The sequence below is a fragment of the Microbacterium hibisci genome (assembly GCF_015278255.1).
In the GTDB taxonomy this organism is placed as follows: Bacteria; Actinomycetota; Actinomycetes; order Actinomycetales; family Microbacteriaceae; genus Microbacterium; species Microbacterium hibisci.
Genome location: NZ_JADIJC010000005.1, coordinates 287897 through 309577, shown reverse-complemented (window position 1 = coordinate 309577; position 21681 = coordinate 287897). Strand labels below are relative to the sequence as shown.

Here is a 21681-nt window from a genome sequence, read left to right as displayed (position 1 = left end):
CGCCCGACCCCGCGCGGCCAGGGCACCCGCCCGCCGACGGGTGCCTGGCGAGCCGTCGCGGAACGGCGGAGCGTCAGGGGCGGATCGCGCGGTAGGCGTGCGTGACGTAGGGCAGGTCGACGACCTCGGCGCCGGAGACCTCGGTGATGCGACGCTCGTCGAACAGCGCGGCGACCGCCGCGAGGATCACGGCGCGCTCGGCCTCGGGCGCCGTGATGACGTAGCTGCGCGAGGCGACCATGTCGAGGAGCGCGGCGCGCGACAGGGAGCGCGTCCAGGTCCACGTCCGCGCCTCCAGCCCGTCGAACGGCTCGGCGACGCGGGGCCCGTCCCCGGCCAGCATCTCCTCGGCGTGACTGCCGTGCATGGCCGCGGTGAGCCTGGCGACCCATGGGTCGGACTCGTCGCGGATGTTCCACACCAGCCCCAGCACCCCGCCGGTGCGCAGCACGCGGCCGGCCTCGGCAGAGGCCGCGATCGGGTCGACCCAGTGCCACGCCTGTCCGAAGAGCACCGCATCGACAGAGGCGTCGGGAAGCGGCATCCGCTCCCCCGTCCCCACGAAGGTGGGCACGCCGTGCACGTGCGCGCGCAGCGCGGCGAGCATCTCGGCGTCGGGGTCGATCGCGACGACCTCGGCTCCCGCCTCGACGATCGTGCGGGTGAGCTTGCCGGTGCCGGCGCCGATGTCGGCTGCCCGCACCGCCCGGCCCGGTTCGCGCACCGGGGCGAGCATCCAGTCCACCGCCTCGCGCGGATAGTCCGGCCGTCCGGCCTCGTACGCACCGGCGGCGGCACCGAACGACAGCGACATCTCCTCGCGACTGGCCATGCTCCGACCCTATGACGGCGGTGCCCGTTCGGCGCGCCTTCCGCCGGACCGGCTGTGCCCGGGTGAGTCTGGGGAGGTGCCACTGGACTTCACCGCGATCGACTTCGAGACGGCGAACTCCAGCAATGCCTCGGCGTGCGCGGTCGGTCTCGTGCGGGTCCGCGACGGGCGCATCGTCGAGAAGACCGGCTGGCTGATCCGTCCGCCGGCCGGCCACGACGTCTTCTTCGAGCTGAACATGCGCATCCACGGCATCCGGCCGGAGGATGTGGCCGATGCGGCGTCCTGGACCCAGCAGCTCACGCCGCTCGCCGCCTTCGTCGGCGACGACATCCTCGTGGCCCACAACGCCGGGTTCGATATGGCGGTGCTCAAGCGGGCGTGCGACGCCACCGGTGACGAGTGCCCGCCCTACCGGTACGCATGCAGCCTGCAGGTCGCACGAAAGGTGTACCGGCTCGAGTCGTACCGGCTGCCGTTCGTCGCCGCCGAGGCCGGCTTCGCCGACTTCCCGCACCACAACGCCACTGCCGACGCCCTCGCGTGCGCCCACGTCATGATCGACGCGGCGCGCCGGCTCGGGGCCGCCGACATCGGGTCGCTGACGGACGCCGTCGGCGTGCGGGTGTCGCAGATCACGGTCGCGGCGGCGCCGCCGGTCTCGTTCGCCGTGGCATAGTCCGGAACGGATGCCGCCGCGCGGGGTCGCGGCGATGTCGGAGGCTTCCGGCACGCTGGTCGCATGGACGCAGTCGTGATCAGTGTGGTGGTGATCGTCTCGCTCGTCATCGGCGCGGTGGCGGGATGGGCCGCGGGGCTCGCCCGAGCCGCCGCGCGAGGCGCGCGTGAGCACGCCGACCTCACGGCGCGGCTCGCCGCGTCGGACGCCGCACGCCAGGGGGTGCAGGCGCAGCTGGAGCACCAGCAGCTCCTGTACCGCGAACTCGCCTCGCAGGCGCGGCACGATCAGGCGGCCCGCGAGGAGCGCGAGCGGCGCGAGCAGTCCGTGCTGCGGGCGCTCGCGCCGGTGCAGGAGACACTGGCCGCGATGCACACCAAGGTCGATGAGCTCGAGCGCGATCGTCACACGCAGTTCGGCACGCTCGCCGAGCAGCTGCGTCGCGCACATGAGTCCGACGAGGCGCTGCGCGCCACCACCGAGTCGCTGGCGAGCGCGCTGCGATCGGGCAGCACCCGCGGTGTGTGGGGCGAGACGCAGCTCCGCCGCGTCGTGGAGGCGGCGGGACTGACGCGGCACGTGGATTTCGATCTGCAGGCGTCGATCACGACGGATGCCGGTGCCGGCCGCCCCGACATGGTCATCCGGCTCCCGGGCGACAAGGCGATCGCCGTCGACGCGAAGGTGCCCCTCGACGCGTTCCTCGAAGCGAGCGCGATCCCGCTCACCGCTCAGGGCGCCGAGGCCGCGCGCCGGCGGGCGCTGCTCGACAAGCACGTCAAGGCGGTGCGCGCGCACGTCGACGCGCTCGCCCGCAAGACGTACTGGGCCGGGCTCTCGTCGAGTCCCGAGTTCGTGGTGTGCTTCGTCCCGAGCGAGTCGCTGCTCGCGGCTGCGCTCGAAGAGGACGCGTCGCTCCTCGACTACGCGTTCGGCAAGCGCGTGGCGCTCGCCTCGCCGGTCAACCTCTGGGCCGTGCTCAAGACCGTCGCCTACACCTGGACCCAGCAGGACGTCTCACAGGAGGCCCGCGCCCTCTTCGACCTCGGCAACCAGCTGTATGAGCGCCTCGGGTCCCTCGCGTCGCACGCCGACGACCTCCGGCGGGCGATCGAGCGGACGGTCGACAGCTACAACCGCTTCGCCGGATCGCTCGAGACCCGAGTGCTCGTGAGCGCGCGGAAGTTCCCCGGCATCGACCCGACGAAGCTCGATGCGGTGAGCGAGCCCGCGGCCATCGAGAAGAGCCCTCGCCGCCTCACCGCGCCGGAGCTCCTCGACGAGACGCTCGAGGGCATCGACGATCACGCGGAGCCGGTCACGGCGTCCGCCGAGCTCGGCGACGTGCGCGCCCGGATCGCCGGGCCGAACGACTGACGGCCGCGATCAGCGGGTGCCAGTTGTCAGGCGCCGCCGGGGACGAAGCTCAGGAGGACGATCACGGCGGCCGAGACGCCGACGAAGGCGCCGATCATCCACCAGGCGCTGATCTCATGGCCCTCGTCGCGACGGACCCGCAACAGGACGTCGGGCCGGCGGGCCGGGTCGATCGCGTTCGCGACGACCGCCTGCGCGCCCGTCTGGGCCGACGGTTCGGCTGGCTGGGCGGACATCGTCAACTCCTCGCGTCGGAAACACTCCGTGTCTCCATCGACACCACAGACGATTCTGCCAGAGTTCGCCGCCCCAGCGGTCACGAAAACGTCACAGCAGCATCACACGTCACACCAGCCTCGCCCGCCTCAACGGCTCGGCAGCCGGCGGGCTCAGAGCCACTTCGAGACGAGATGCTCCGACGAGATGCGGCGCAGCGTGCCCGAAGCACCCCGCAGCACGACGCTCTCGGTGTAGACGTAGCCGCCCTCGCGGCGCACGCCGGCAACGAGCGCACCGTCGGTGACTCCGGTCGCGACGAAGATCGTGTTGTTGCCCGTGACGAGCTCGTCGGCCTCGTAGACGTAGTCGTCGAGCTTCAGGCCGGCGTCGATGCCCCGCTGCTTCTCGGCGTCGTCGCGCGGCCAGAGCCGCCCCTGGATGTGCCCGCCGAGGGCCTTGATCGCGCACGCCGTCACGATGCCCTCGGGGCTGCCGCCCACGCCGACGCACATGTCGGTGCGGGCGTTGTGGCGAGCCGCGTTGATGCCACCGGCGACGTCGCCGTCGCTCATGAGGCGGGTGCCGGCGCCCGCCTCGCGGATCTCCTCGATCAGCCGCTCGTGGCGTGGGCGGTGCAGCACCGACACGACGAGCTCGTCGACGGGCTTGCCCAGCGCCTTCGCCAGACGCCGGATGTTCTCGCCGATGGGCAGCCGGATATCGACCACACCGACGCCCGCGGGCCCGGTGACGAGCTTGTCCATGTAGAAGACGCTCGATGCGTCGAGCATCGTGCCGTGGTCGGACACGGCGATGACCGACAGTGCGTTGTTGCGTCCGGCGGCCGTCAGCGAGGTGCCGTCGATCGGGTCGACGGCGACGTCTGCGCGAGGTCCGCGGCCGCTGCCCACCCGCTCGCCGTTGTAGAGCATCGGCGCTTCGTCCTTCTCGCCCTCGCCGATGACGATCGTGCCGTCGAAGTTGACGGTGGTGAAGAACGCCCGCATGGCGTCGACCGCGGCGCCGTCGGCCGCTTCCTTCGCGCCACGGCCGATGAACGGCACCGCGCGGATGGCGGCGGCTTCGGTCGCGCGCACCAGCTCCAGCGCGAGGTTGCGGTCGGGGTGGAGGGGACTCATGTCCGCGGTCAAGCTCACCATGTCGGTCAGCCTAGCCAGTCTGGTGCTCGATTCAGCGGAATTTCACTCGGCGGCAACTGAAGGAATCGCGATTCTTTCCGATACCGCAGGGACGTGGTTTTCCCGCGCACGCCGGCCGACGTCAGCCGATGCCACTCACCGGCGCTTGGGTAGAGTTTGCGTGAACCCCACTCGATCAAAGGGAGCACTCATGCCCGTCGCCACCCCGGAGCAGTACGCCGACATGCTGGACCGCGCGAAGGCCGGTGGCTTCGCGTATCCCGCCATCAACGTCGCCAGCTCGCAGTCGATCAACGCCGTGCTGCAGGGCCTCACCGAAGCCGGTTCCGACGGCATCATCCAGGTGACGACGGGCGGCGCCGACTACTTCGCCGGCCACACCGTCAAGGCTCGTGCGGCCGGTGCGCTCGCCTTCGCGAAGTTCGCGACCGAGGTCGCGAAGAGCTACCCGATCACGGTCGCCCTCCACACCGACCACTGCCCCAAGCCCGCGCTCGCCGACTTCGTGCTGCCCCTCATCGAGGCGTCCGAGGAAGAGGTCAAGGCGGGCCGCAACCCGATCTTCCAGTCGCACATGTGGGACGGCTCGGCCGTGCCGCTCGACGAGAACATCGAGATCGCCCAGGAGCTCCTCCCCCGTCTGAAGAACATCAACGCGATCCTCGAGGTCGAGATCGGCGTCGTCGGCGGCGAAGAGGACGGCGTGCAGCACGAGGGCTCCAACGAGGCGCTGTACACGACGGTCGCCGACGTGACCAAGGCCGTCGAGGCCCTCGGCCTCGGCGAGAACGGCCGCTACATCTCGGCCCTCACCTTCGGCAACGTGCACGGCGTGTACAAGCCGGGCAACGTGAAGCTCCGCCCCGAGCTCCTCGGTGAGATCCAGGAGGGGATCGCCTCGAAGTTCGGCACCGGCCCGAAGCCCCTCGACCTCGTCTTCCACGGCGGCAGCGGCTCGACCGACGACGAGATCGCCCTGGCCGTCGCCAACGGCGTGGTCAAGATGAACATCGACACCGACACGCAGTACGCGTTCACGCGCTCGGTCGCGGGCTTCATGTTCGTGAACTACGACGGCGTCCTGAAGGTCGACGGCGAGGTGGGCAACAAGAAGGCCTACGACCCGCGCGCGTGGGGCAAGATCGCCGAGTCCGCGATGGCCGCCCGCGTCGTCGAGGCGACCCAGCAGCTCGGCTCGGCCGGTAAGAGCCTCGCCGCGTAAGCACCGAGAACGGCACACCGGATGCCGCGTCCCCGGCCTCGCGAGAGGCCCGGGGGTGCGGCATCCGTCGTCTGCAGCCAGGCCTATTCCGGGTCGACGTAGCGGTCGAGCAAGCCGGGTGCGTCGTCCGGGCGGTGCACGACGACGATCTCGTCGCCCGCCCGCACGCTCCCGGCGCGCACGACCCGGAGGTACGGTCCGAGACGGCGCGCGTTCGAGAAGCGCTTGACCCAGCCACGGGCATCGGGACCGCCGACCCACCGGGCGAAGGTCTGGCAGGGCGTGCGCGGCATCGTCACCTCGACCTCCACCCGGTCGCCGATGCGCCATCGCTCGCCGATGCGTGCGTCATTGACGTCGAGCCCGTCCACCCGCAGGTTCTCGCCGAACCAGCCCGGCGGCAGCTCACGGCCGAGCTCGGACTCCCAGTAGGCGGCATCCTCCTGCGAATAGGCGTAGAGCGCCTTGTCGAGTCCGCCGTGGTGCTTGCGGCTCGCCTGCACGTCGCTGCGCACGCCGTACGGACCGATGCGCACCGATCCGTCGATGGGACCCTTGTCGATCGCCGTGACGCCGACCGGCCCCGAGTCCGGACGCAGCTGGCGGACGGCGCAGACGGCGACGAGGCGGGGCATCCGCTCATCCTAGCGGCGGCCAGGAACCTGACCACCAGGCCTCGACGGGGCGCGCTTCGGCCGTCAGGAGAGCGCGGCGCGCCGCTCGTCGACCTTGCGCCGGACGGTCGCCGAGGTCGTCGGGCGCTCGCGGAGGCGCCGACCGGCTCAGCGCGGCTCGCCGCGCAGCAGCACGCGGCCGTCGGAGACGGCACGCACCTCGAGCGCGGCGATCTCGTCGCGATCCAGAGCGGTGCCGGCGTCGAGCCGCGCGGTCGTCCCCGGCCCCGCGCGCCACGACGACAGCTCGCTCGACGTGCCGTCGGTGGCGGTGACCACGAGCACGTACGGCCACTCCTGTCCGTCGTCATACGGGTCGCTGCTGGGCGGGTAGTGGCACACCATCTCGATGCGCGTCCCCCACGCGACCTCGGTCAGTTCGATCTCCGCCGTCAGCGGCACATCCGTCACCGCCTCCAGCGCTACGACCTCGTCGGGTCCGGCGACGGGGGCGACAGCCGACGTCACCGCGAAGCCGACGATGACCGCCAGTGTCGCCGCGGCGGCGAGTCCGCCGCCCCATGCCAGCAGGCGCCGCCGCCGCGCCTCCCGGACGCCGCGCAGCACGACCCGCTCCCGCATGCCCTGGTCCGGGCCGGTCCCCGTCGCGGGATCCAGCAGCGCCTCCGCGCGCGCCGGGTCGACGCGCGCGAGCAGGCCCAGCGTAGGCGCGAGCTCGCCGATGGCCGCGCGGCAGAGGACACATCCGTCCAGGTGCGCCTCGTAGCTGCGGCGGTCCTCCACGCTGAGCGCCCGCACCACGTACGCGGCATCCCAGTCGGCGAAGTCGACGTGATCGGTGCTCATCGCGTCACCCCCTTCTCCTGCAGGGTGAGCCGGAGCGCGCGCAGCCCGTAGTGGAGGCGGGACTTGACCGTGCCCTCCGGGATCTCGAGATCGCCCGCCATCTCGGCGACCGTCTGCCCGCGGTAGTACGCGCGGATGACGACGGCCCGATGGTCCGTCGTCAGCGCGGCGAGCGCCTCCTCCACGAGGATCGCCTCGAACAGGGCGTCGGTCGCGTCGGGCGTGGTGCGCTCGGGAACCTCGGCCACGTCGATCTCGCGGCGCCGGTGCGCGCTGCGCGCCTCGTCGATGACGAGGTGCCGGGCCACCGTGAACATCCACGACCGCGTCGTCGACGGGTCCTGCTCGAGGATCCGCGGCGTCCGCCACGCGCGCAGCATGGTCTCCTGCACGATGTCGTCGGCGCCGGTGCGATCGCCGGTGAGGTGCACCACGTAGCGCCAGACGGGAGCCGCGTGCGCGTCGTAGAGGGCGGCCAGCCGCGCGGCGTCCCGGCCCGCGGCGCCGGCGCGGCGGTCCACGCTGTGGTGCGGCATCCGTCACCTCCCGCAGGAGACACGAGAGCCGTCACCCGCAGGTTCAGGTGATCCGCGCGACCTCGCGCCGTCCTCCCGAGTATGCACCTCGCGCGGGCGGCGCGGGCGTCAGCGTGCCGCGGAGGTGCTCAGCCGGCTCCGCCGGCGCTCTCGAAGACCGCCTGCCACACCGCGGGGTCGTTCATGAGCGGGATCGTCATCAGCGCGCCCGCCAGGAAGATGAACACGACGCCGCCGACCAGCGGGATCCACCACGTCAGACGCCCGGCCCGCATGCTCCACACCGAGACCACCGCCGTCGCGCACCAGCCGATGGTGAGGACGATCACCGCCGCGATGCCCCACGCCCTCCCGCCGGCCGGATCCGACACCTCGGCCTCGGCGCCGATGGCCGCCAGAATCGTCTCGGCGTACGCGCCGTAGTCGAGGAACGCCGGCACCGACGAGATGACGTTGACGAGCCCGTAGGCGAGAAGTGCGAACGTGATGATGCGGTCGACGGGCCGCTGACGCTTCTCGGCGGCGACGGGCGGATCCGACGGGATGCCGGGGTCCACGGCATCCGTCATCACCGGCGCCACAGCCGCCAGCTGCCACGGCGCGGGCTGCTGGATGCGGGCCCGCTGCTCCTCGGGCGTGGCGTACTCGCCGTACTGCGGACGCGACCGGCGGACCTCGACGCTCGGTTCCGGGGTCACGGCGCGACCCGCGGCGCGGGGGTCGTCCGAGGCGTCGGTCATGCGCGGGTCCGGCCGCCGAGGGCGCGGTCGTCGCGCTTTCCCGCGGCATCCGTGCGCAGCTCCTTCGGGAGGGAGAACTGCAGGTCCTCCTCAGCCGTGCGCACCTCCTCGACGTCGCGATAGCCCGCGGCGGCGAGGTCGCGCAGCACTTCCTGCACGAGAACGTCCGGCACCGAGGCGCCGCTGGTGACGCCGACCGTCTCGACGCCCTCGAGCCACGCCTGCTCGACCTCGTCGGCGTAGTCCACGCGGTACGCGGCCTTCGCGCCGTACTCGAGCGCGACCTCCACGAGCCGCACGCTGTTCGACGAGTTGGCGGAGCCGACGACGATCACGAGGTCGGCGTTCTTCGCCACCTTCTTGATCGCCACCTGGCGGTTCTGCGTGGCGTAGCAGATGTCGTCCGAGGGCGGATCCTGCAGCTCGGGGAACCGCGCGCGCAGGCGCCGCACGGTCTCCATGGTCTCGTCGACCGAGAGCGTGGTCTGCGACAGCCAGACGACCTTCGACGGGTCGCGCACCTCGATGGTGTCGGCCTCGTCGGGCGAGTTGACGATCGTCACGTGGTCGGGCGCCTCGCCGGCGGTGCCCTCGACCTCCTCGTGGCCGACATGGCCGATGAGCAGGATCTCGAAGTCGTCGCGGGCGAAGCGCACCGCCTCGCGGTGCACCTTGGTGACGAGCGGGCACGTCGCGTCGATGGCGCGGAGGCCGCGATCGGATGCCGCGTTCACGACAGCCGGCGACACCCCGTGTGCGCTGAAGACGACGTGGGCGCCCTCCGGCACCTCGTCGACCTCCTCGACGAAGATCGCCCCCGCCTTCTCGAGCTCGGTGACGACGTGGATGTTGTGCACGATCTGCTTGCGCACGTACACCGGCGCGCCGTAGCGCTCGAGCGCCTTCTCGACGGCGATCACGGCGCGGTCCACGCCCGCGCAGTAGCCGCGGGGGGATGCCAGCAGCACCCGCTTCTGTCCGGTCCCGGCGATATCCTGGAGCGGTTCGCGCCGCCGCGGGATGCGGGGGACGGGCATGCTCACAGGGGGCCGACTCGCAGTGGTCTGTCCCACAGTGCTGGTGCTCACCCCTCGATTCTACGGGCGGCCTCCTGAACGGAGCCTCGGTGCCGCCACGCGCGCTCGGACACGAAAGGACCGCATGACGAGTTTCCAGCCGGCCATCGTCCCCGGCGAGCCCCCGCCCGCCGACTCGGTGCGGCCGCGCGACTCGACGCCGCAGGCTCCGACCTCCGTCGCCCGTCTCAATGACACGATCCGCGGCTTCGTGCAGACGTGGGGCTCGGTGTGGGTCGAGGGCGAGATCACGGCGTGGAACCAGCGCGGCGGCAACGTCTTCGGGCGGTTGAAGGATCTCGCCGCCGACGCCACCATCTCGTTCCGCATCTGGTCGTCGACCCGCGATCGGCTGCCCGGCGACCTCAGGGTGGGCGACCATGTGATCGCGTGCGTGAAGGCCGACTACTTCCCCAAGAACGGCGACTTCGGCTTCTCGGTGTCGGCCATGCGGCACGTCGGCCTCGGCGACCAGCTCGAGCGTCTGGAGCGGCTGCGCGCGCAGCTGCGGTCGGAGGGGCTGTTCGACTCGTCCCGCAAGAAGCCCCTCCCCTTCCTGCCGCACCTGATCGGCCTGATCACCGGTGAGAACTCGGATGCCGAGAAGGACGTCCACCGCAACGCCGAGCTGCGGTGGCCGCAGGTGCGGTTCGTCACGAAGTACGCGGCGGTGCAGGGCGACCGGTGCGTGCCCGAGACGATCGCGGCGCTGAAGGCGCTGGATGCCGCGCCCGACGTGGACGTCATCATCATCGCCCGCGGCGGCGGCGACCCGCAGACGCTCCTCGGCTTCAGCGACGAGCGTCTGCTGCGGGCTGTGGCGGCGGCATCCACTCCGGTCGTCAGCGCGATCGGGCACGAGAACGACCATCCGCTGCTCGATGACATCGCCGACCTCCGGGCTTCCACGCCCACGGACGCGGCCAAGCGCGTGGTGCCCGACGTCGCCGAGCAGCGGGCCCTCGTCGCGCAGCTCCGCTCGCGGCTGACCTCGCGCCTGACGCAGCGCCTCACCCACGACATCGCCCAGCTCGAGCAGCTGCGGTCCCGCCCCGTGCTGCGCGCTCCGGAGACGCTGCTGACCACCCGCGCGCACGAGGTCGAGCTGCTCGCGGCGCGCGGACGCGACCGCGTCGACCGGACGCTGCAGACGCACGAGCGCCGCACCGCCGAGCTGCGGGCGACGCTCCGGGCGCTGTCCCCCGCCTCGACGCTCGCCCGCGGATACGCCATCGCGCACCTGGCCGACGGCGTCATCGTGCGCGACGCGGCCCAGGCTCCGGCGTCCACCCCCGTCGTCGTCACCGTCGGGCGAGGATCGTTCGCAGCCCGCTCCGACGGCGAGGTCGCCGAGGCCGGCGCGGGCGGAGTCGTGCCGCGCGCGGACGGAGGCGCGGACGGAGCCTCCCCCGCGCCCAACTAGACTGGGGGCATGACCGAGTCGAGCGGCGCCCTCAGCGACGTCGCGGCCCTCTCGTTCGAGCAGGCGCGCGACGAGCTCGTCCGCGTCGTGGCCGAACTCGAGCAGGGTGCGCCCACCCTCGAGCACTCGCTCGCGCTGTGGGAGCGCGGCGAGGCGCTCGCCGCCCGCTGCGAGGAGTGGCTCCTCGGCGCGAAGCGCCGGCTCGAGGCCGCCCGCATGTCGGCCGACCGTGCCGACAGCCGCAGCACCGGCGCGGACGGAGCGGTCTGATGGCGCGCGAGCCACGCATCGTCGCCGAGCTCGGTCGGCCCGAGACGCCCCAGGAGACGGCCGACCGCAAGGCGGAGTCATCGCGCGTCTACCGCTCCAGCCAGAACGTGCGCAACCTCCTCGCCGCACTTCTGGCGACTCTCGCAGTCGTGGCCGTCGTCATCTTCGGCGTGCCCCGCGGCTCCGCGCCCGAGCGCGAGCCGATCGACGTCGCCGCCGTGGCCGAGCGCATCGCCGCCTCCGAGGGGCGCACCGTCATCACCCCCGAGCTGTCCGACGGATGGGTCGTCAACCGGGCGGGCATCGAAGGCGAGGGCTCGGCACGGGCGTTCACGGTCGTCTACGCCCCCGCCGGCGAGGAGGACCGCGGCTTCCTGCGTGTGGCGCAGGGATTCGACGCCGAGGAATCCTGGCCCGCGCGCGTGCTCTCGGGCGCCGCCCCGCAGGACACCGTGACCATCGACGGCGTCACGTGGGACCGCTACGACCTCGACCCCGACCGCAGCGGCAACCTCTCCGTCGCGCTCGCCACCGACGCCGGCGACGACATCGTGCTCATCTACGGCTCCGCCGCCGAGGACGCCCTCGAACAGGCGGCGCGCTCCGTCACCGAACAGATCACCGCATTGCGCGAGGAGGCCGAGTGAGCGACCAGCCCACACCCGCGAAGGCTTGGCAGGAGATGGAGCGCGGCAACGCGCGCTTCGTGGCGGGTGAGCCGCGCCACCCCCGCCAGGATGTCGACACCCGGCACGAGCTCGCGGCGGGGCAGCGCCCCCGCGCAGCCCTCTTCGGCTGCGCCGACTCGCGCCTGGCGGCCGAGATCATCTTCGACAAGGGCCTCGGCGACCTCTTCGTGGTGCGCAACGCGGGGCAGGTCGTCTCCGAGTCGGTCGTGGGCAGCCTCGAGTACGCGGTGGCGGTGCTGCAGGTGCCGCTCATCGTGGTGCTCGGTCATGACGCCTGCGGTGCGGTCCGGGCCGCGATCGACAGCACCGACCCAGAGGCCGATCCGCTGCCGCCGCACATCTGGCGCCTCATCTCGCCGATCGTCCCGGCCGTGCGCCGGGTGCAGCGCGCGTCGGCCGTCGACGGGGTGTTCCCCGACGGCGTCGACGCCGAGGAGGTCGGCCGCGAGCACCTGCGCGACACGGTGGGCGAGCTGCTGCACTCCTCCGAGCTGATCAGCGCCGCCGTCGCCGAGGGGCGGCTCGCCATCGTCGGCGCCAACTACCGCCTCGCTGAAGGCACAGCGGTGCCCGACGTGATGGTCGGCATCGGCGAGCCCGCCTGAGCGCACGCCCCCTCCGGCATCCCTCTGTCTCCGACACCCCCAGTACCGATACGTGAGGAACGACGACGTGACCGACACCGAGTACCGCATCGAGCACGACACCATGGGCGAGGTGCGCGTGCCCAAGAACGCGCTCTACGCCGCCCAGACGCAGCGCGCGGTCGAGAACTTCCCGATCTCGGGCGACCGCCTGGAGCCGGCGCAGATCGTCGCGCTGGCTCGCATCAAGAAGGCCGCCGCGCTGGCGAACAAGGAGCTCGGCACGCTCGACGGCGCCATCGCAGACGCGATCGCCGGCGCCGCCGACCGGATCATCGCCGGCGAGTTCGCCGACCAGTTCCCGATCGACGTCTACCAGACCGGCAGCGGCACGTCGTCGAACATGAACATGAACGAGGTGCTGGCGACGCTCGCGACCCAGTCGCTGGGAGCGACCGTGCACCCCAACGACCACGTGAACGCGTCGCAGTCCTCGAACGACGTGTTCCCGACCTCGGTGCACATCGCCGTCACCCAGGAGATCATCGACGACCTCATTCCCGCGCTCGACCACCTCGCGGTCGCCCTCGAGGCGAAGGCCGACCTGTGGAAGACGGTCGTGAAGTCGGGTCGCACGCACCTCATGGACGCGACTCCGGTGACGCTGGGCCAGGAGTTCGGCGGCTACGCCCGCCAGATCCGGCTCGGAATCGAGCGCGTGCAGGCGGTGCTCCCCCGCGTCGCCGAGGTGCCGCTCGGCGGCACGGCCGTCGGCACCGGCATCAACACGCCGCTCGGGTTCCCGCAGCGCGTCATCGAGCTGATCGTCTCCGACACGGAGCTGCCGATCACCGAGGCCAAGGACCACTTCGAAGCGCAGGCCAACCGCGACGGCCTGGTCGAGGCATCCGGCGCACTGCGCACCGTCGCGGTGTCGCTGACCAAGATCAACAACGACCTGCGGTGGATGGGCTCCGGCCCGAACACCGGCCTCGGCGAGCTGCACATCCCCGACCTGCAGCCCGGGTCGTCGATCATGCCCGGCAAGGTCAACCCCGTCATCCCCGAGGCGACCCTGATGGTCTGCGCCCGGGTCATCGGCAACGATGCGACGGTGGCGTGGGCCGGCGCCTCGGGCGCCTTCGAGCTCAACGTGGCGATCCCGATCATGGGCAGCGCCGTGCTCGAGTCGATCGAGCTGCTCGCGAACACCTCGCGCGTGCTCGCCGACAAGACGATCGCCGGCCTCGAGGCCAACGTGGAACGCGCCGCCGCGTACGCCGGCATGTCGCCGTCGATCGTCACGCCGCTCAACAAGCTCATCGGCTACGAGGCCGCGGCGAAGATCGCCAAGCACTCGGTCGCCAAGGGCATCACGGTGCGCGAGGCCGTGATCGACCTCGGCTATGTGGAGCGCGGCGAGCTCACGCTCGAGCAGCTGGACGAGAAGCTCGACCTGCTCTCGATGACGCACCCGGGCTGAACACCCGTCCCATGCCGGAACGCCGTCGCGGGCGGGATAATCGGGATATGGCCCGCACGCCACGCCCGGTCCCCGCGCGCGTCAGGATCCTCGCAGCGATCCTGGCTGTCGCGTGCGTCGGCCTGGCCATCGTGGGCAGCGTGACATTCCTCGTGCAGAGGGAGCAGGCGCTGAACAGCGTGAAGGAGCGCCTCGAGCGACAGGTCGAGTCTCTCGAAGCGGTCGCCGGTGGGAACGACGCCTCCGATGCCTCCGGCGGAGCGCCCGAGGCGACCGTCGACCTCGACCAGGACGGATTCCAGTCGATCGACGACTATCTGTACGCGGTGGTCGGCCGCCTGGTTCCCGCGCGCAACGAGGCCTCGGTCGCACTCATCGACGGAAAGCCCCGTTGGCGGCCGTCGACGCTGTCGGGTTTCCGCATCGACAGGAATCAGGAGCTGATCGATCGGGCCGTCCAGGCGACAGCGGACGGCGGGATCAAACGCGGCACGGTGGTCACCGACGACGGCTCGCTCCGCTACATCGCCGTTCCGGTCACCATGGAGGGCGACCCGCGCGAGGGGCTGTACATCCGCGCCGTCGACCTCGGCGCCGAACTGCAGCCGGTCACCATGGCCATGTCGACCTACGTCATCGCGGCCCTGGCCGTCCTCGCCGCCATCGGGGTGGTCGGCTGGTTCGTCACCGGCCGCCTGCTCTCCCCGATCCGCCACCTCCGGGAGACGGCCGACGCCATCTCGATCACAGATCTGTCGCTGCGCCTGAAACCGCACGGCAACGATGACATCGCAGATCTGTCCCGCACCGTCAATTCGATGCTGGACCGGCTCGAGGGCTCGGTCGACGGACAGCGCCAGCTCCTCGACGACGTCCGCCACGAGCTGAAGACGCCGATCACGATCGTGCGCGGGCACCTCGAGCTGATGGATCCCCGGGATTCCCTCGACGTGGCCTCTGCGCGCGACATCGGCATCGCCGAGCTCGACCGGCTCGCACGGCTGGTGGAAGACATCGACCTGCTCGCGACCGCGGAGGCCGACTCCTACACGCTCGCCGAGGTGGATCTCGCCGCACTGACGGCGCGCGTCGGCGAACTCGTCGCCGTCATCCCCGGCCACACGTGGACCGTCGAGGCCAGCGCGGAGGGCACGACGACGGGCGATCAGGACCGCCTGCTCCAGGCCTGGCTGCAGCTCGCCGACAACGCGGCGAAGTACACCCCCGAGGGCAGCCCCATCGGAATCGGCAGTGCGCACGACGCTGAGGGCAGCCGCCTCTGGGTGCGCGACCACGGTCCTGGCATCCCGCCGGACGCCCGTTCGCGCATCTTCCGCCGCTTCGACCGCGCCCACGTCAAGCGCGCCGTCGGCGGGTCGGGGCTGGGACTTGCCATCGTCGACGCCATCGCGAAGGGGCACGGCGGTCACTGCGTCGTGACCGACACGCCCGGCGGGGGCGCCACATTCACCATCCACTTGCCGCCGACCGAGGCCGAACTGCCGGCACCGGTGCGGGCAGGGGATGTCGTGCTGCAACGGGAGGCTGCGGGATGACGAAGATCCTCATCGTGGAGGACGAGCCGCGGATCGCTGCGTTCGTCAGTCGAGGGCTCGAGGCCGCCGGTTACGAGACGCTCGTGGTCGAAGACGGCCCCGAAGCGCTCGAGGCCGCATTGCGCGGCGACGGCGACCTGGTGCTGCTGGACGTCGGGCTCCCGACGATGGACGGCTTCGAGGTGCTGCGCGAGCTTCGCGCCCGCGGTTCCGCGGTCCCCGTCATCATGCTCACCGCCCGGTCGAGCACCCGCGACACCGTGACCGGATTGGATGCCGGAGCCAACGACTACGTGCCCAAGCCGTTCACGTTCGAAGAGCTTCTCGCCCGCGTCCGCTCGCGCCTGCGCGAGAGCGTGCCGCAGCCGGGCGTCTCGATCGCGCACGGCGATGTGGTGCTCGACATCCTGGCCCGGCGTGCGACAGTCGGCGGCCGCGAGGTCGACCTCTCCGCGCGCGAGTTCGCGCTGGCCGAGCAGTTCCTGCGCAACCCCGGCCGCGTGCTCAGCCGCGAGCTGCTCCTGAGCCGCGTGTGGGGCCTCGACTTCGACCCCGGCTCGAATGTCGTGGACGTCTATGTGCGCTACCTGCGCGGCAAGCTCGGCTCCGATCACATCGTGACTGTCCGCGGCGCCGGATACCGCTGGGAGTGAGCGCCCGCCGCTGAGGCGGGCGCTCACTCCGGGCAGGAAGAAGCCCCCGGTGCTGGGGGACACCGGGGGCTGTGAAGGGCCGGACTGGGGGATCCGGCCTTTAATCAGTCGCGCTTGTCTGGGGAATTGCGCGACTGGTCTTTCTTCCCGTCGTGACCGGCGCCGTTGCCGTGTCCGACGTTCGATCCCGCCTGCGCGGGACGCTCTCCGCCGCCCGCTGGGCGCTCGGCCCGGCGATCGTGGACGTCGTTGTTCTGCTGGGTCTGCTGAGCGCGCTGCTGCTGCTGGACGCGCTGCTCCTGCTCGATCCGCTGCTGCTCCTGCTGGACCCGCTGCTGCTCCTGCTGGACGCGCTGCTGTTCCTGCTGGACGCGCTGCTGCTCCTGCTGGACGCGCTGCTGCTCCTGCTGGACCCGCTGCTGCTCCTGCTGGACGCGCTCCTGTTCGACCCGCTGCTGCTCCAGCCGGCCTCCGACCAGTCCCTGCCGCTCGGTTCGGAGGTCCTTCTGAGCCGGCAGCTCCGCGATCTCGCGCTCCGCCGTCTGGGCCTGGCGCTCGAGTCGCACGACGAGGGCGTCGATCCGACCGGACGACCAGCCCCGCGCGGCAGCCCAATCACGGACGGCGTCCCAGGATCCCGCCGCCTCGGCGGCGACGATGGCCGATTCGAGATCCGCGGGCACCACCGGCGCGATGGCGACGTCGGGCACGACGGCCGGCCTGACGGGCGGGAGGGTCGTCCTCTGCGAGGGAGCTGCCTCGACGATGACCGGAGCCGGAGCCTCGACCACCTCGGCCTCGGCGTCGGGTACCGGCGCCTCCGGTGTGGCGGAGGGCGTGGCGGAGGGCGTCGCGCGCGGCGTCGATGAGGGCGACGCGGTGGAAGGAACCACCACGTGATCGGCTGCGACAGTCGTCGCGGGCGAGTCCGACAGCGCCGCGGTGTTGGTGAGGGCGACGACGGTCACGACGGCGACGCTCGCCGCGACGGCGGTCATGCCGCCGACCACGAGTCCCGTGCGTGCGTCCACGTCTCGCCTGCCCTCCGTGTGTGCGTGGATTCGTTTCCCCTCATCAATGGTGACAGACCGACCGCGTGCGAAGAGCCAATGGCCATGAGACTCTTCTCATGCTAGGCAGCGCAGAGGGCCGGGATGAGGCATCCCGGCCCTCTGGATCGCATGGCGACCCGCGCGGATTCAGGCGAGCTCGCCGGCCTCCAGCAGGTCAGTCACGAGGGCGGCGATCGCCGATCGCTCCGAACGCACGAGGGTGACGTGGCCGAAGAGCCCGTGCCCCTTCAGCGTCTCGATGACCGAGGCGACACCATCGTGACGACCCACGCGCAGGTTGTCGCGCTGACCGACGTCGTGGGTCAGCACGACACGGGAGTTCTGACCGATCCGGCTCAGCACCGTCAGCAGGACATTGCGCTCCAGCGACTGCGCCTCGTCCACGATCACGAAGGCGTCGTGGAGCGACCGGCCGCGGATGTGGGTCAGCGGAAGCACCTCGAGGAGCCCTCGCTCGACGACCTCGTCGAGGACGTTGCCCGAGACGACCGACCCGAGGGTGTCGAACACGGCCTGGCCCCAGGGGTTCATCTTCTCCTGCTGGTCGCCCGGCAGGTAGCCCAGCTCCTGCCCGCCGACGGCGAAGAGCGGACGGAAGACGATGATCTTCCGCTGCTGCTGCCGTTCGAGCACGGCCTCCAGCGCGGCGCACAGCGCCAGCGCCGACTTTCCAGTGCCCGCCCGCCCTCCGAGCGAGACGATCCCCACCTCGGGATCGAGCAGCAGGTCGATGGCGATGCGCTGCTCGGCGGACCGCCCGTGCAGCCCGAACACCTCGCGGTCGCCCCGGACGAGCCGGTACTCGCCGTCGCCGACCACTCGTCCGAGCGCCGACCCGCGCTCGGAATGGATGATGAGCCCGGTGTTGACCGGCAGTCCGCGCACCTCGTCGCTCGAGGCGACCTCGCTCTCGTAGAGGTCGCTGATGTCGTCCCCCGACACGTCGAGCTCCGAGATCCCGGTCCAGCCGGAATCGACGGCCTGCTCGGCGAGGTACTCCTCGGCGGTGATGCCGAGGGACGCCGCCTTCACGCGCATCGGGAGGTCCTTCGAGACGACAGTGACCTCCTGCCCGTCCTGCGCGAGGTTCATCGCGATCGCGAGGATGCGGCTGTCGTTGTCGCCGAGCCGCATGCCCGAGGGCAGCACGGTCGAGTCGGTGTTGTTCAGCTCGACGCGCAGGGTTCCGCCCTGGCCTACGGGGACGGGGAAGTCGAGGCGGCCGTGCTCGACGCGCAGCTCGTCGAGGTGCCGCAGCGCCTGCCGGGCGAAATAGCCGATCTCGGGGTCGTGCCGCTTGCCCTCCAGCTCGGTGATCACCACCACGGGGATCACGACGCTGTGCTCGGCGAAGCGGAAGAACGCCCGCGGATCGCTCAGCAGCACTGAGGTGTCGAGAACATAGGTGCGCAGATCCTGGTCGGATCCTGCGACCTGCTCGAGGTCCTGACTGCGCTGCTCGTGTGGTGCTCGTGTGGTCACAACCCACTCCCGCCCCGGGTGGTTCACCCGGCAGTCACGAGTCGACCATGGGTCACGAGTCGCGATCCGAAAGGCCGACTCGACCGGGCTCCTTGCCCGATGCGATCACGCTACGACCGCCCGGCGACATCGGCGGCACCCGACACGCCCGAAGATGTGACGTGTCGGTTAACGGATGCCGTCGGCGCGGGCCGCGTCGCTTCCGTCATGCCCCGACCGACCCGGGGCGAGCGCGGGCGTCGACACGCCCCGGTTCACCAGACCCGCGAGGAGGAGAAGGCGGCCAGCGCGTCACCGAAGAGTCGGAGCGTGTCGGCGCCGGTGCCGACGTGCGGGGCCACCCTGAGGCGACCAGAGCGTGCGGTCACCGTGAGGCCGTGGTTGGCGAGTGACGCAGCGAGCGGGGCGGCGTCCTGTGCCGCGGGCTCCAGCGTGACGATCCCGGCGCGACGCTCCGGCTCGCGGGGCGTGACGACGGGAACCTCATAGCGGTCGGCGAAGAACATCACGTCGGCGGCGCGGGCCGCGAGGACGGACTCGATGCTCGCGACGCCCACGTCGACGACCTCGCGCAGCGCGGTGGCGAGCCGAGCCGCGGCGAGCGTGTCGGGCCCCGAGATCGCGAACGCCTGCGCAGACGCCGACGGGGCGGGCACGGCGTCGACCGGCAGATCACCGTCGACGCCCCGGAAGCCGGAGAGCACCGGGGCGATGCGCTCCAGCGCTCGTTCACCGAACCAGGCGAAGCCCGTGCCGCGACCGGCGCGCAGCCACTTGTAGCCGTGGCCGCACACGACGTCGGCAGCGAGGTAGTCGGCCTCGACCATGCCGAACCCCTGGATGGCGTCGACGATCAGCAGGCGATCGCCGATGACCTCGCGCAGCGCTGACAGGTCGGCCCGGTAGCCGGTGCGGAAGTCCACGAGGCTGACGGCGACGGCGCGGGTGTCGTCCGACAGCGCCGCGCGCACGACGTCGGGCGTCATGAAGCCGTCGGCCGGCTCCACCCACTGCAGCTGCAGCGAGCCGAACGCCTCGGAGGCTCGCGTCGCCGCGACGGTGAGGCTCGGGAACTCGCCTCGCCCGAGCATGAGACCGCCCGCGAGCCCGTAGATCGCGTGCATGAGCCCGTATGTCGTCGAAGGCTGGAGCACGACCTGCGCGGCGTCTGCGCCGATCAGCTCGGCGACGAGTTCGCGCGCCTCGCGGACGTGGTCGGCGACCAGCTCGATGCTCGTGCGTCGTCCCGAGCCGAGCAGCTCGGTGTCACCCTGCGCCTCGCTGCGGACCGCCGGCGAGAGCGGCCCGAAAGCCGCCCAGTCCAGATACCCCGGTTCCCCATCGAACGACGCCAGATACGAATCCAGATCCGTCACGCGGATCATTCTGGCAGAGCCGCGAACGTGCGTGCGCGCGAACTCCTATCCGCCGAACCGGCGGTCGCGCGAGGCGAAACCTCGCAGCCGTCCTACCCGCCGTACCGACGGTCGCGCGATGCGAAATCACGGATGGCGCGGAGGAAGTCCACCTCGCGCAGATCGGGCCCGAGCGCCTCCACGAAGTAGAACTCCGAGTGAGCGGACTGCCACAGCAGGAAGTCGCTCAGCCGCTGCTCCCCCGAGGTGCGGATCACCAGGTCGGGGTCGGGCTGGCCGCCGGTGTAGAGGTGCTCGCCGATCTGCTCGGGGGTGAGGCTCGCGGCCAGCTCCTCCAGCGAGCCGCCGCGCTCGTGATGCTGGGCGATGATGCTGCGGACCGCGTCGACGATCTCACCGCGGCCGCCGTAGCCGACCGCGAGATTCACGTGCATCCCCACCTTGTCCTTGGTGCGCTCCTCGACCTCGGCCAGGACGCGCGCGAGATCCGTCGGCAGGCCGTCGGATCGGCCGACGTGCTTGACCCGCCAGTCGCGTTCGTGCGAGAGCTCGTCGGCGAGCTCCGCGATGATCTCGATGAGGTCGGCGAGCTCCTTCGAGTCCCGTTTGCGGAGGTTGTCGTTCGAGAGCAGGTAGAGCGACACCACGCGGATGCCCACGTCATCGCACCACCGCAGGAACTCCTGCATCTTGGCGGCGCCGGCCCGATGGCCGTGGGCGGCCGAGTCGTAGCCCAGCTGCCGGGCCCAGCGGCGGTTGCCGTCGATCATCATCGCGAGATGCCGCGGCACCGATGCGGGATCGAGTCGACGCCGGAGACGGTTGATGTAGAGGCGGTAGAGGGGGCCCCTGCCCTCGTTCGTCTCGCCGCGCGCCACACGCCTACGCTACCCCGCTCCCGACGCGTCCCCTAGCGTGGAACCGAGTGCCATCATCAGTGACACCGAGTATGTTCCATCCGCGGCATGCGGCTCGCTCTAGGCTGAGGGGATGAGCCCCCGTCGTCGTCTTCGCCAGGCACCAGACGTGCCCGTGCTGCCGCTCATGGACGCGGCGGCCGTAGACGCCGCCGCCCCCGAGCTCAAGCCCAGCTGGCGCGGCTGGATCCACGCGGCGACCTTCCCGATCGCGATCGCCGCCGGCATCGTGCTGATCGCGCTCGCCCAGGGCGCGCCCGCCAAGTGGGCCTCGGCGGTGTTCATGGCCACCTCGCTTCTGCTGTTCGGCAACTCGGCGCTGTATCACCGCTTCAACTGGAAGCCGAAGACCAAGGCGATCCTCAAGCGCATCGATCACGCCAACATCCTGCTGCTCATCGCCGGCACCTACACGCCGATCGCGACGCTGGCACTGCCGCCGCAGCAGGGAGCCCTGCTGCTCATCCTCGTCTGGAGCGGCGCGCTTCTCGGGATCCTCTTCCGCGTCTTCTGGATCAACGCGCCGCGCTGGCTCTACGTCGCCCTCTATCTCCTGCTGGGGTGGGCGGCCGTCATGTACCTCGTCCCGCTGTTCCAGGCCAACGCGGCGATGATGGTCCTGGTCGCCGTGGGCGGCATCCTCTACACCCTCGGCGCCGTCGTCTACGCGCTCAAGCGGCCGAACCCGTGGCCCGGGCACTTCGGCTTCCACGAGATCTTCCATGTGTGCACGGTGCTCGCGTTCCTGTGCCACTGGACGGCCTGTCTGCTGATCGCCCTCGATCCGCTGTCGCCGTCGCTCGGCCTGCCTGCCTGAACGGGAAGACGGATGCCGCGGCATCCGTCTTCCGTG

Annotated in this window: 23 protein-coding genes; 11 read left to right on the top strand and 12 right to left on the bottom strand. The window is 71.3% G+C overall.

The window, feature by feature from the left end; genetic code table 11:
• Positions 1 to 73: 73 nt before the first annotated feature.
• A complete protein-coding gene (locus IM770_RS11830) occupies positions 74 to 832 on the bottom strand; it encodes a class I SAM-dependent methyltransferase (RefSeq protein ID WP_203581329.1) in 759 nt (252 codons plus the stop codon).
• 76 nt (positions 833 to 908) lie between these two features.
• On the opposite strand from IM770_RS11830, the gene IM770_RS11825 reads away from it, so the two are divergent.
• Positions 909 to 1511 carry a 3'-5' exonuclease gene (locus tag IM770_RS11825; protein WP_203581328.1) on the top strand — a complete coding sequence of 201 codons (603 nt, stop codon included), beginning with the start codon at positions 909 to 911 and terminating at the stop codon, positions 1509 to 1511.
• Positions 1512 to 1574: 63 nt separating this feature from the next.
• Positions 1575 to 2888 carry a DNA recombination protein RmuC gene (locus IM770_RS11820; protein WP_203581327.1) on the top strand — a complete coding sequence of 438 codons (1314 nt, stop codon included), beginning with the start codon at positions 1575 to 1577 and terminating at the stop codon, positions 2886 to 2888.
• A gap of 26 nt (positions 2889 to 2914) precedes the next feature.
• Here the strand turns inward: IM770_RS11820 and IM770_RS11815 are convergent, their stop codons facing one another.
• The gene (locus tag IM770_RS11815; RefSeq protein ID WP_109210909.1) at positions 2915 to 3124 is read right to left on the bottom strand and encodes a UDP-N-acetylmuramyl pentapeptide phosphotransferase; all 210 of its coding nucleotides are present in this window, start codon (positions 3122 to 3124) and stop codon (positions 2915 to 2917) included.
• A 153-nt stretch (positions 3125 to 3277) separates the two neighbouring features.
• Positions 3278 to 4267 (bottom strand): class II fructose-bisphosphatase, encoded by a 990-nt coding sequence (glpX, locus tag IM770_RS11810; protein WP_203581326.1) that lies wholly within the window; start codon positions 4265 to 4267, stop codon positions 3278 to 3280.
• Between the two features lie 190 nt (positions 4268 to 4457).
• Here glpX and fbaA point away from each other — a divergent pair, with 190 nt between their 5' ends.
• On the top strand, positions 4458 to 5489 hold the full coding sequence (gene fbaA, locus IM770_RS11805) for a class II fructose-bisphosphate aldolase (protein WP_203581325.1): 1032 nt from the start codon (positions 4458 to 4460) through the stop codon (positions 5487 to 5489).
• An 83-nt stretch (positions 5490 to 5572) separates the two neighbouring features.
• Here the strand turns inward: fbaA and IM770_RS11800 are convergent, their stop codons facing one another.
• The 5 genes from IM770_RS11800 to IM770_RS11780 form a co-directional block, all read right to left on the bottom strand.
• Positions 5573 to 6124: an MOSC domain-containing protein gene (locus IM770_RS11800; RefSeq protein ID WP_203581324.1), complete on the bottom strand. Its 552-nt coding sequence runs from the start codon at positions 6122 to 6124 to the stop codon at positions 5573 to 5575.
• A 147-nt stretch (positions 6125 to 6271) separates the two neighbouring features.
• Positions 6272 to 6970 (bottom strand): hypothetical protein, encoded by a 699-nt coding sequence (locus IM770_RS11795; RefSeq protein WP_203581323.1) that lies wholly within the window; start codon positions 6968 to 6970, stop codon positions 6272 to 6274.
• Positions 6967 to 7506 (bottom strand): sigma-70 family RNA polymerase sigma factor, encoded by a 540-nt coding sequence (locus IM770_RS11790; protein WP_239066086.1) that lies wholly within the window; start codon positions 7504 to 7506, stop codon positions 6967 to 6969. The genes IM770_RS11795 and IM770_RS11790 overlap by 4 nt, the downstream gene beginning before the upstream one ends.
• A 128-nt stretch (positions 7507 to 7634) precedes the next feature.
• Positions 7635 to 8246 carry a DUF6264 family protein gene (locus tag IM770_RS11785; RefSeq protein ID WP_239066085.1) on the bottom strand — a complete coding sequence of 204 codons (612 nt, stop codon included), beginning with the start codon at positions 8244 to 8246 and terminating at the stop codon, positions 7635 to 7637.
• On the bottom strand, positions 8243 to 9283 hold the full coding sequence (locus IM770_RS11780) for a 4-hydroxy-3-methylbut-2-enyl diphosphate reductase (protein WP_203581394.1): 1041 nt from the start codon (positions 9281 to 9283) through the stop codon (positions 8243 to 8245). Before IM770_RS11780 ends, IM770_RS11785 begins: the two co-directional genes overlap by 4 nt.
• Before the next feature lie 124 nt (positions 9284 to 9407).
• On the opposite strand from IM770_RS11780, the gene xseA reads away from it, so the two are divergent.
• From xseA to IM770_RS11745, 7 genes are all read left to right on the top strand, one after another.
• Positions 9408 to 10745: an exodeoxyribonuclease VII large subunit gene (xseA, locus tag IM770_RS11775; RefSeq protein ID WP_203581322.1), complete on the top strand. Its 1338-nt coding sequence runs from the start codon at positions 9408 to 9410 to the stop codon at positions 10743 to 10745.
• A gap of 9 nt (positions 10746 to 10754) precedes the next feature.
• Positions 10755 to 11015: an exodeoxyribonuclease VII small subunit gene (locus IM770_RS11770; protein WP_203581321.1), complete on the top strand. Its 261-nt coding sequence runs from the start codon at positions 10755 to 10757 to the stop codon at positions 11013 to 11015.
• On the top strand, positions 11015 to 11662 hold the full coding sequence (locus IM770_RS11765; protein WP_203581320.1) for a DUF4245 family protein: 648 nt from the start codon (positions 11015 to 11017) through the stop codon (positions 11660 to 11662). Before IM770_RS11770 ends, IM770_RS11765 begins: the two co-directional genes overlap by 1 nt.
• A 35-nt stretch (positions 11663 to 11697) precedes the next feature.
• The gene (locus IM770_RS11760) at positions 11698 to 12309 is read left to right on the top strand and encodes a carbonic anhydrase (RefSeq protein ID WP_203581393.1); all 612 of its coding nucleotides are present in this window, start codon (positions 11698 to 11700) and stop codon (positions 12307 to 12309) included.
• 67 nt (positions 12310 to 12376) lie between these two features.
• Complete coding sequence (locus tag IM770_RS11755) at positions 12377 to 13771, top strand: class II fumarate hydratase (RefSeq protein WP_203581319.1); 1395 nt, start codon at positions 12377 to 12379, stop codon at positions 13769 to 13771.
• A 47-nt stretch (positions 13772 to 13818) separates the two neighbouring features.
• A complete protein-coding gene (locus IM770_RS11750; protein WP_203581318.1) occupies positions 13819 to 15327 on the top strand; it encodes a sensor histidine kinase in 1509 nt (502 codons plus the stop codon).
• Entirely contained in the window at positions 15324 to 15980 is a 657-nt protein-coding gene (locus IM770_RS11745) for a response regulator transcription factor (RefSeq protein WP_203581317.1), read from the top strand. Before IM770_RS11750 ends, IM770_RS11745 begins: the two co-directional genes overlap by 4 nt.
• A gap of 104 nt (positions 15981 to 16084) precedes the next feature.
• Here the strand turns inward: IM770_RS11745 and IM770_RS11740 are convergent, their stop codons facing one another.
• The 4 genes from IM770_RS11740 to IM770_RS11725 all read right to left on the bottom strand — a co-directional run bounded on the left by IM770_RS11740 (position 16085) and on the right by IM770_RS11725 (position 20789).
• Positions 16085 to 17011: a hypothetical protein gene (locus IM770_RS11740; protein WP_203581316.1), complete on the bottom strand. Its 927-nt coding sequence runs from the start codon at positions 17009 to 17011 to the stop codon at positions 16085 to 16087.
• Between the two features lie 168 nt (positions 17012 to 17179).
• The gene (gene phoH2 / locus IM770_RS11735) at positions 17180 to 18535 is read right to left on the bottom strand and encodes an RNA 5'-3' helicase PhoH2 (RefSeq protein ID WP_203581315.1); all 1356 of its coding nucleotides are present in this window, start codon (positions 18533 to 18535) and stop codon (positions 17180 to 17182) included.
• A 254-nt stretch (positions 18536 to 18789) separates the two neighbouring features.
• Positions 18790 to 19920: an aminotransferase class V-fold PLP-dependent enzyme gene (locus IM770_RS11730; protein ID WP_239066084.1), complete on the bottom strand. Its 1131-nt coding sequence runs from the start codon at positions 19918 to 19920 to the stop codon at positions 18790 to 18792.
• 83 nt (positions 19921 to 20003) lie between these two features.
• Positions 20004 to 20789: an isoprenyl transferase gene (locus tag IM770_RS11725; protein WP_203581313.1), complete on the bottom strand. Its 786-nt coding sequence runs from the start codon at positions 20787 to 20789 to the stop codon at positions 20004 to 20006.
• A 112-nt stretch (positions 20790 to 20901) separates the two neighbouring features.
• Between IM770_RS11725 and trhA the strand changes: the two genes are divergently transcribed.
• Positions 20902 to 21645 carry a PAQR family membrane homeostasis protein TrhA gene (trhA, locus tag IM770_RS11720; protein WP_239066083.1) on the top strand — a complete coding sequence of 248 codons (744 nt, stop codon included), beginning with the start codon at positions 20902 to 20904 and terminating at the stop codon, positions 21643 to 21645.
• Positions 21646 to 21681 lie beyond the last annotated feature (36 nt).

Excerpts from the sequence above, each read along its gene's own strand:
- IM770_RS11830 (WP_203581329.1), bottom strand. The coding sequence starts at position 832 with ATGGCCAGTCGCGAGGAGATGTCGCTGTCGTTCGGTGCCGCCGCCGGT.
- IM770_RS11820 (WP_203581327.1), top strand. The coding sequence starts at position 1,575 with ATGGACGCAGTCGTGATCAGTGTGGTGGTGATCGTCTCGCTCGTCATC.
- IM770_RS11815 (WP_109210909.1), bottom strand. The coding sequence starts at position 3,124 with ATGTCCGCCCAGCCAGCCGAACCGTCGGCCCAGACGGGCGCGCAGGCG.
- glpX (WP_203581326.1), bottom strand. The coding sequence starts at position 4,267 with ATGGTGAGCTTGACCGCGGACATGAGTCCCCTCCACCCCGACCGCAAC.
- fbaA (WP_203581325.1), top strand. The coding sequence starts at position 4,458 with ATGCCCGTCGCCACCCCGGAGCAGTACGCCGACATGCTGGACCGCGCG.
- IM770_RS11800 (WP_203581324.1), bottom strand. The coding sequence starts at position 6,124 with ATGCCCCGCCTCGTCGCCGTCTGCGCCGTCCGCCAGCTGCGTCCGGAC.
- IM770_RS11795 (WP_203581323.1), bottom strand. The coding sequence starts at position 6,970 with ATGAGCACCGATCACGTCGACTTCGCCGACTGGGATGCCGCGTACGTG.
- IM770_RS11790 (WP_239066086.1), bottom strand. The coding sequence starts at position 7,506 with ATGCCGCACCACAGCGTGGACCGCCGCGCCGGCGCCGCGGGCCGGGAC.
- IM770_RS11785 (WP_239066085.1), bottom strand. The coding sequence starts at position 8,246 with ATGACCGACGCCTCGGACGACCCCCGCGCCGCGGGTCGCGCCGTGACC.
- IM770_RS11780 (WP_203581394.1), bottom strand. The coding sequence starts at position 9,283 with ATGCCCGTCCCCCGCATCCCGCGGCGGCGCGAACCGCTCCAGGATATC.
- xseA (WP_203581322.1), top strand. The coding sequence starts at position 9,408 with ATGACGAGTTTCCAGCCGGCCATCGTCCCCGGCGAGCCCCCGCCCGCC.
- IM770_RS11770 (WP_203581321.1), top strand. The coding sequence starts at position 10,755 with ATGACCGAGTCGAGCGGCGCCCTCAGCGACGTCGCGGCCCTCTCGTTC.
- IM770_RS11765 (WP_203581320.1), top strand. The coding sequence starts at position 11,015 with ATGGCGCGCGAGCCACGCATCGTCGCCGAGCTCGGTCGGCCCGAGACG.
- IM770_RS11760 (WP_203581393.1), top strand. The coding sequence starts at position 11,698 with ATGGAGCGCGGCAACGCGCGCTTCGTGGCGGGTGAGCCGCGCCACCCC.
- IM770_RS11750 (WP_203581318.1), top strand. The coding sequence starts at position 13,819 with ATGGCCCGCACGCCACGCCCGGTCCCCGCGCGCGTCAGGATCCTCGCA.
- IM770_RS11745 (WP_203581317.1), top strand. The coding sequence starts at position 15,324 with ATGACGAAGATCCTCATCGTGGAGGACGAGCCGCGGATCGCTGCGTTC.
- IM770_RS11730 (WP_239066084.1), bottom strand. The coding sequence starts at position 19,920 with ATGATCCGCGTGACGGATCTGGATTCGTATCTGGCGTCGTTCGATGGG.
- trhA (WP_239066083.1), top strand. The coding sequence starts at position 20,902 with ATGAGCCCCCGTCGTCGTCTTCGCCAGGCACCAGACGTGCCCGTGCTG.